The sequence below is a fragment of the Pseudoneobacillus rhizosphaerae genome (assembly GCF_917563885.1).
Classification (GTDB): domain Bacteria; phylum Bacillota; class Bacilli; order Bacillales; family Cytobacillaceae; genus Pseudoneobacillus; species Pseudoneobacillus rhizosphaerae.
In genome coordinates this window covers 1-1,505 of sequence record NZ_CAKJTG010000062.1, presented here as the reverse complement: position 1 = coordinate 1,505, position 1,505 = coordinate 1, and the positions used below count along the sequence as shown (strand labels likewise).

Below are 1,505 nucleotides of genomic sequence, written 5' to 3'. Positions count from 1 at the left end.
GATTATGCCCATATAATTGTGTAAAAAGAATAGGTCACCATCATGACCGTGTTACAATGTTTTCGACCAAGAAACCATTTTACGGAGGACATGATGATGACCCAAATAAATATTACTATAAATTTAGAAGATCTCAAAGGGAAAATAGAAAATAGTTCACTAGAATCACCTGTAAAAGCATCTTTAGCACTTATATTAAATTCTTTAATGGAGAAGGAAAGAGATGAACATATTAACGCTCTTTCTCATGAAAGAACGGATGAGCGCCGAGGTTATCGTAACGGCTATTATGAGCGCGAGCTGATTACTGGCGTGGGATCTCTTACATTAAAAGTTCCTCGTACGAGGGATGGTGAATTCTCTACCACTGTCTTTGAAAAATACCAACGCTGCGATCAGGCACTTATTCTTTCTATGATTGAAATGGTAGTAAATGGGGTTTCGACACGTAAAATAACCAAAATTGTGGAGGAATTATGTGGGACAAGTGTGTCCAAATCACTCGTTTCTAACCTAATGAAATCAGTAGATCCAGTGGTTAACGAATGGAGAAACCGCCCTCTTAACGTGCATTATTATCCCTATGTTTACGTTGATGCCATGTACATTAAAGTTCGTGAGAACGATAAAGTAGTTTCTAAAAGTGTTCATATTGCTGTTGGAGTAAATGAGACTGGCCATAGAGAGATTATCGGCTTAAAAGTTAATCACACTGAATCTACTGATAGCTGGACATCCTTCTTTGATTATTTAAAGTCCAGAGGACTTCAATCTCCCAAAGTGGTTATTTCTGATGCTCATGGTGGGTTAGTTACATCTATTAAGGAATCATTCTTAGGAACTTCTTGGCAAAGATGTAGTGTCCACTTTTTAAGAAACATTATGGATACTCTTCCAAAAAAGGGTACAGCTGATGCTCGTCAAGAACTTAAAGACCTTTTTCAGAATTCTGATATTAATGTTGTAAGACAATTGAAAAATCACTTTGTAGAGAAGTATCACGATACCAAAGGGTTTTCAAAAGCAACAGAAACATTAGAAAATGGGTTTGAAGACGCTATCCAATTTCACTCCCAACCTGTCCAGTATCATAAACATCTACGCACCACAAACATGCTCGAACGCTTAAACCAAGAAGTTCGCAGAAGAGAAAGGGTTATTCGTATCTTCACAAATGATCAGTCAGCTATCAGAATTATTGGTTCAGTATTAATGGATATTGATGAAGAGTGGAATAGAAAGAATGTTCCTTATCTAAAGAAAGCATATAAATAACAATCTAAACTAGCGAGGCGATTGGCCTAATTTCGAATTGACATTGAGCCTCCAGCGGGCATGACGTAAAGCCAGGAAGCCAGATGTTTAACAACACCTGGCTTACCCTCCAGGCTATCATGCCCGCCCCTCAATGTAAATTCGAAATAAATGTAGTTCATTATACGGATTTTATTTTAATCAATTGAAAATCATTGTTGACACTTTTACACAATTAAATGGACTTGACT

At 37.1% G+C, this 1,505-nt stretch carries 1 protein-coding gene; it reads left to right on the top strand.

Going from position 1 to position 1,505, the window contains the following annotated elements; translation table 11 throughout:
* Positions 1 to 96 precede the first annotated feature (96 nt).
* Positions 97 to 1,275, top strand: a complete 1,179-nt coding sequence (locus tag LRP83_RS23105) for an IS256 family transposase (protein WP_230499183.1) — start codon at positions 97 to 99, stop codon at positions 1,273 to 1,275.
* Positions 1,276 to 1,505 lie beyond the last annotated feature (230 nt).

Coding starts and splice junctions, on each gene's coding strand:
- LRP83_RS23105 (WP_230499183.1), top strand. CDS start 97: ATGACCCAAATAAATATTACTATAAATTTAGAAGATCTCAAAGGGAAA.